At 41.9% G+C, this 6,151-nt stretch carries 6 protein-coding genes and 2 tRNA genes; 1 reads left to right on the forward strand and 7 read right to left on the reverse strand.

Going from position 1 to position 6,151, the window contains the following annotated elements:
• Window positions 1-77: 77 nt before the first annotated feature.
• The 7 genes from tpiA to EQO05_RS08115 form a co-directional block, all read right to left on the reverse strand.
• Complete coding sequence (gene tpiA, locus EQO05_RS08085; protein WP_128505425.1) at window positions 78-746, reverse strand: triose-phosphate isomerase; 669 nt, start codon at window positions 744-746, stop codon at window positions 78-80.
• 142 nt (window positions 747-888) lie between these two features.
• The gene (locus tag EQO05_RS08090; protein ID WP_128505426.1) at window positions 889-2,067 is read right to left on the reverse strand and encodes a bifunctional 5,6,7,8-tetrahydromethanopterin hydro-lyase/3-hexulose-6-phosphate synthase; all 1,179 of its coding nucleotides are present in this window, start codon (window positions 2,065-2,067) and stop codon (window positions 889-891) included.
• A gap of 269 nt (window positions 2,068-2,336) precedes the next feature.
• Window positions 2,337-2,951 (reverse strand): endonuclease III, encoded by a 615-nt coding sequence (gene nth / locus EQO05_RS08095; RefSeq protein WP_128505428.1) that lies wholly within the window; start codon window positions 2,949-2,951, stop codon window positions 2,337-2,339.
• Window positions 2,952-3,059: 108 nt separating this feature from the next.
• A tRNA-Cys gene (locus EQO05_RS08100) sits at window positions 3,060-3,131 on the reverse strand.
• Between the two features lie 53 nt (window positions 3,132-3,184).
• Window positions 3,185-3,256: transfer RNA gene (locus EQO05_RS08105), tRNA-Cys, on the reverse strand.
• Window positions 3,257-3,403: 147 nt separating this feature from the next.
• Window positions 3,404-4,009 (reverse strand): YIP1 family protein, encoded by a 606-nt coding sequence (locus EQO05_RS08110; RefSeq protein WP_128505430.1) that lies wholly within the window; start codon window positions 4,007-4,009, stop codon window positions 3,404-3,406.
• A 158-nt stretch (window positions 4,010-4,167) separates the two neighbouring features.
• Complete coding sequence (locus tag EQO05_RS08115) at window positions 4,168-4,533, reverse strand: hypothetical protein (protein WP_128505432.1); 366 nt, start codon at window positions 4,531-4,533, stop codon at window positions 4,168-4,170.
• 606 nt (window positions 4,534-5,139) lie between these two features.
• Here EQO05_RS08115 and bfr point away from each other — a divergent pair.
• Entirely contained in the window at window positions 5,140-5,610 is a 471-nt protein-coding gene (gene bfr / locus EQO05_RS08120) for a bacterioferritin (RefSeq protein ID WP_128505434.1), read from the forward strand.
• Window positions 5,611-6,151 lie beyond the last annotated feature (541 nt).

A 6,151-nucleotide genomic window follows, 5' to 3' on the forward strand; every position in this document is an offset into this window, starting at 1 on the left:
CACATTCCTTCCATTCCTTCTACTTCTTTCCCTGTTACTTTTATTATATTTCTTAGAAATTAGTTTAGGAGTAGTTTTTAAATCAGACTTATAAGCTCTTCCAGTGCGGCTTTTGGGTCTGCTGCTTTCACGATTCCGGAGGCCAGAAGTACGCCTTGAGAGCCAAGGTCAAGAGCTGCCCTGAGGTCCTCACCTTTTGAGATTCCGGCTCCGCAAAGTACCTTTACCCCGGGATCGATTCTCGCAACTGCCTCAACCGACCCGCTAACAACCTCAGGGTCAGCTTTTGAAACAGGGATTCCACTCCCTATAAGTTCGGGAGGCTCAATTGCAACATAATCAGGACCAAGCGCCGCTGCTGCTGCGGTTGTCGGGACATTGTTAGTGCAGATAACCGTCCTGAGTCCGAATTCCTTTGCGGCTTTAAGTGACGCTTCAATCTCTGCAAGGGTCAGACGTCTTTCAGAGTGATTGATCAGGGTTCCGACAGCGCCTGCCTCTCTTACGGATTTTCCGAAAACATGGCCTGTAAAGCTTCCTGCCCCGATTCCGTCAAGATGCTGGGAAAAGACCGGAAGCTCAACCTCCGAAGCTACCCTGTAAATATCAGGAAGCTGGGGGGCTACCGCTATCTCGATACCTGACGCTTCAGACACGGCTCTGCAGGCTTCTGCAATTTCCACTGCTCCTTTACCCGTGCCCTGCAGATAAGTCTTATAGTTCAATAAAATGAATGGTAAACCCAAGAAATCCCCTCTTGAAATTAAAAGAAATGGAAAGCGCAGATTTCAGCGCTTTCTCTGACAGATTTCCGCTGAAAGTACTGTATGGTTTTACCCTTTAGCAGTACTCTTCAGGCGACTTTTTTCAGGAAATTCTTAAACCTGCTCAGAAGTCAGTCATAACCCTGAACTGGTCAATTTCCGGTTTGTTAAGACTGTTGATAAACTGCTCGGCAACATCCCTGACATCTTTTGCGTTGGTGATTGCACGTCCCACTACAAGAATGTCAGCACCCTGGCTCAGAGCTACAGGTACTTTGTCAAGACGGACTCCGCCTGCAACAGCAACCAGAGCTTTTGGAGCAATCTTCTTAATCTCTTCAATATTACCCCAGGCATGTTCGGTACTCTCGATATCGATTCCGCGGTGGAGTTCAATGACATCAGGCATGACCTTAAGCTGTTTTAAGATAGAAATAGGATCGGGCTGGTTAAGCGTGTCCATGACCGCATAGATGCCTGTCTTATGCGCTTCCTCGATGAGCTTATCAATGGTGCTGATCGGGGCAAGAGCAGATACTACAATAGCGTCTCCTGCAGCGTCGGCAACCATTCTTGCTTCAAGGTTTCCTGTGTCCAGAGTCTTCAGGTCAGCTACTATAAAGGCATCGGGCCTTACATCTCTGATCTTCGAGATGACATCCACACCATAGCGTTTGATAAGCGGCGTGCCTGCCTCGATTATAACGTGATCGCTCTTGGGAATCTGGGAAATGGCAGAGAGCACGAATTCAATGTTCGGATTGTCAAAAGCAATCTGAAGGTAGGGTGGGTCCCAGAGCCTTGTAACCTTGAATCCCATAATGGCATGGGTAGACTTGTTGCTTTCCTCAAGAACGGTGTTAATGTTCGGGAAACCTTCAAGGGCACGCTTGATTGCGAGTTTTGTGGCCCCGTAGTTGTACCTGTAGATCTTGTTGTAGTCCTGGGCATCAGGATGGATAAAAACGCTGGCTACAATGACAAGATCTTCAGCCTGGTCCTTTGAGATTATACCCTCTTCGACCGAATCTGCTACTGCTTTTGCAACCGCTGTCTGGGCAGGCCCGAAAATCTTTGCTGCCTGCTCCATATTCTTTACCGTAACCTTCGGGATAATAAGGGTTGAAGGTTTGGACGGCAGATTGGGCCTGATAACGGACAGGAGAGGAGTATGCCCAGCTGAAAGCTGGGTCAGACCGTTTGCAAAAGCCTGCCCTACAGGTCCTCCCTTGTCTCCTATCATCAAATCGACATGGGCAAGTTCTGCTCCCTGCCCCATTAATGCTTCTCCTATTTGAAACATGTTTGACCTCGTGAGTTTGATAAATGCTGTTATATCCGAAGTTAATAGACGTAAGATAACTGGTAGTTGTGTCGATGGCTTATGATTGAAATTAGTTGCCATCAAACCGAGGATAGAGATAACCCTTTTGCCTGCTAAATGCCAGCCTTATATAAATAATCTCGTATCGTCTAGCAGGTTTTTTCATCCCGGACAGTGTCGCAGAATTCAGTTTCAGAACCCAATTTCGAGATGCTCAGGGATACAGGAAACTTCCTATAAAAAGAGAATTAAAGGATAATTTTGGGGCAAATATCATTCAGGGCGCAGATTTCGCATCTGGGAGAAATGGGTCGGCAGATATTCTGCCCTAATTTTACAAGCAGGAGATTTATGTGCCTCCAATACTTCTGTGGAAAGATCTTTTTCAATTCAGTCTCAGTTTCCTCAGGGATTTTTGTCTCTATCAAACCGAGCCTGTTAGAAATCCTGTGGACATGGGTATCTACTGCAAGAGCGTCCTTAAGGAAAGCATCAGCAAGCACGCAGTTCGCAGTTTTTCGGCCGACTCCAGGCAGTTCAAGAAGAGCTTCCATATCATCAGGAACCCTACCGTTATACTTCTCCACAAGAATTCTGGAAATCTCTTTTATTCTTCCTGCTTTGACCCTGTAAAAGCCAACCTCTTTTATAAGGGATTCAATCTCGCTAACATCCGCATTTGCCATTTCTCCAGGTGTTGAAAAGCTTTCAAAAAGTCTCTTAGCTGCATTACAGGTCACATCGCCTCGTGTCCTTTGAGACATCACAGTGGAAATTAAGGCCGAGAATGGTTCATTAAAACCATAGTCATAACCCTCAGGATAAAGTTCGAAAAGTCTTCGCATGAGTTCATCGGTATCCATGTCGGAGAATTGATCTTTTCTAATATAAAATTGAGGTCCGACCACAACCTTTTCCAAAAAAGAACAGATTCAAATCAAGGAAATAAAAATTCTAAAAAATTAATTGAAAGCCAAGGTCCGGATTCGAACCGGAGTGGAATCGCTCTGCAGGCGATTGCGTAGCCGCTCCGCCACCTTGGCAATATAGAATTAAATCATGATGTCATATAATTTTACATTAATTGACTATTTAAAGCCAAGATCCGGATTCGAACCGGAATGGAATCGCTCTGCAGGCGATTGCGTAGCCGCTCCGCCATCTTGGCACTTTTGAGTATCTTACTGCTCGTGTAGATGCAATTAAAGGAAGTTCTAATATATAAATATTTAGTTTAAGGCAAGGTTACCCTAAATTTATTATGGATACATCCCCTAGAAATAAAAGGAGTTTTTCCTATAAAAGGATAGCTCCATTAAAAAATAGCCCTGAAAGGAAACAATCCTGATAAAGTAAATATCCCTGCCATAGCGACAATGATCATAAGCAGGATCACCAGTAGGACGGGCAGGAATATAGCTACTGCGGACTTTAACATGCTTACATCATGTACATGCATGCCCCCTACAATATAGAGATATACTCCGTAAATCCCGGCAATCCAGCCAATAATAGGGATCCATGAAAGTACCAGTACAGCAGTTGCATAAGATATGAACCTTACAGTACCCTCGTAGCTTCCCGAACCTCCAAGCACTTTATAGATCACATAAAGTATTGCAGCCTCGATAAAGAGAGAAATGATACCTGCAATAGGTGTGATTATCACAGACATAAGTATCGCGTAAAAGCCCAACCCTCTCGTATCGCCATACATATCATCGTACATGCCGCCGTACATGCCGTCCATATACATCTGACGGCCAAGGAGTAGGGCTAAAAGTGCAGTTAAAAGCGCATATATGATAAAGCTAATCGCTGCAAAGGTAATCGGATCGGCGTATCCTCCAGTCTCTGGCATTCTCCTGTAAAAATCAGACGGTCTTCGCATAACCTCTTTCCAGGTTTCGATATAACCCATAAGTCACCCCCAATAATTATACGCTTGATTTTTATTTAAATAAATTTACCAAAAAATGAAATCCTGTTTTCAGGATATGCAGAATAGTTTGAAACTGTGAAAAAAATAGAATTGCTGAGCTTATAGGGCTTCAGCCGGACGAAAACGGACCAAAAGTATTACTCAGAAATATTGTCCCTAAGCTCTCTGCACTGCTGCTCGCTTACTGTTCCACACGTAAGCAAGCCCAGTGCTTCAAATATACCTTCACCTGCACTTATTCCTTTCAGAGCACATTTATTCATCAAACGATAGTAAAGGTCTTCATTTTCGTTTTTAATAAAGTCACACATATCCAAAATAAATTTATCTGTTAAAAGTGGCTCATCTTTGTTTGCCCAGGTATCAACTGACTCAATAAGGTATTGACGCAGGGATTTATCTTTTCCGATGCCTCTCAAATATTCAAATGCGCATTCATCTATCCCGAGAACCCACTTTTCAAGCTTATAATCAAACATATCTTCACGATCTTGACCACTCATAAGTATCCCTCATAAATAATTAAGGGTTTCATAATATTTAACAATTTTAGACGATTTTTATAATTTAGGAATTTAAAAAATTTGACTTTAATTCCTCTGATAGGTGAGTATCATCAATCTCATAATAATACAGGAGTTTACCGAACAGGCTGCAACCCGGGGATCATTTATCATTATTAAGACGGCTACGAAGAAACTGTGAACTTATAAACCAAATCCATGAGAATGAAAGAAGAACTGGGGAACAAGCAGATCATTTTAAACCTTTTCCAGATATTACTGATTTATTTTTCAATTCAGACTTTTTGCGCTCTCAATAAGGTTGCGACCTAACTCTCTACTGGACTTTTGTAGATCAAGCATTCCTGTTTTAATAACGGGTAGTCTATATATATTCGGCTTGTTTATATAATATGTGTCTCATAATACACTGGGGAGACCGGGAACTTTTAATGTTTAGGAATGAAACGGATTCTGGATAGCCTGAGCTACGTTAACCGGAACACGAATTAGTAAATCTTGAAGAGTCGGACAGATATCTTAAAAATATTATAAAGTTTAAGTATAAATATAAAAACTATAATTTCTTTGTAAGGGGGTATATCTTTGAAAGGAGATCAGAAATTAATCGATTGTCTAAACGCTCGTCTGGCAGATGAACTGGCCGCTATCAACCAGTATTTTGTCCATGCCGAAATGTGTGAAAACTGGAATTACGACCGGCTGGGGGAGGTAATCGAAAAGCGTGCCATTACCGAGATGAAGCATGCCGAAAAGCTTATTGAACGCATCCTCTTCCTCGAAGGAAGGCCCATAGTCAGTAATCTGAGCGAAATTCGCATCGGCGATCAGGTACCGAAAATGCATGATCACGATCACTGGGCCGAAGAGGGGGCTATTAAAGGCTATAATCAAGCCATCCGTCTGGCGACAGACCTGGGAGATAACGACACTAAAGTGCTTCTTGAGTCACTCCTTAAGGAAGAAACAGAGCATATTGACTGGATTGAGGGCCAGATGGACCAGATCAACCAGATAGGTATCCAGAATTATCTGGCGCAGCAGATTCACGAATGAGGGTGATGCTCTTCATCTACCCTTATTTTAATGAATTTTTCAATTAAGTATGTTTGAAGAAACGCCAGATAATCAGATTGATTTTTGGTATTGTATAAATTAGCTAATTTTGAAAAATAGTTCTCAAGCAAAAGGTCAAACTGAATCTGGCACACCATATGTGGCAGGATTGTATACCAGAATTGTATACTCAATATAACAGGAATATTTTCCAACCACAGAAAACGATTTATAAAACTCTAACTTTTGGCTAGTCGCTTATAAAGAATATGTAGTTAATTCATAAGCCAAAGATTTATTGAAACCTCAAAACATAATACGCCTGAGAATAGCGTAACCTTGAGGTGGATAAATTTAAAGAATCTTTGAGAGCCATGAGATCTCTATGAATTATAAGATGGCAATAGTATAAACAATAAAAGCGTTGTCGGAAAAGAGCGATTTTAGAAAAGCAACTTGAAAATCAGTTTTAGAAAATCAGTATCGGAAAAGAAATTAAAAAAACGTTTAGTAATAGATAAGAGTGATAGGTGAGAATGGC

The sequence above is a fragment of the Methanosarcina sp. MSH10X1 genome, assembly GCF_004099695.1.
Classification (GTDB): domain Archaea; phylum Halobacteriota; class Methanosarcinia; order Methanosarcinales; family Methanosarcinaceae; genus Methanosarcina.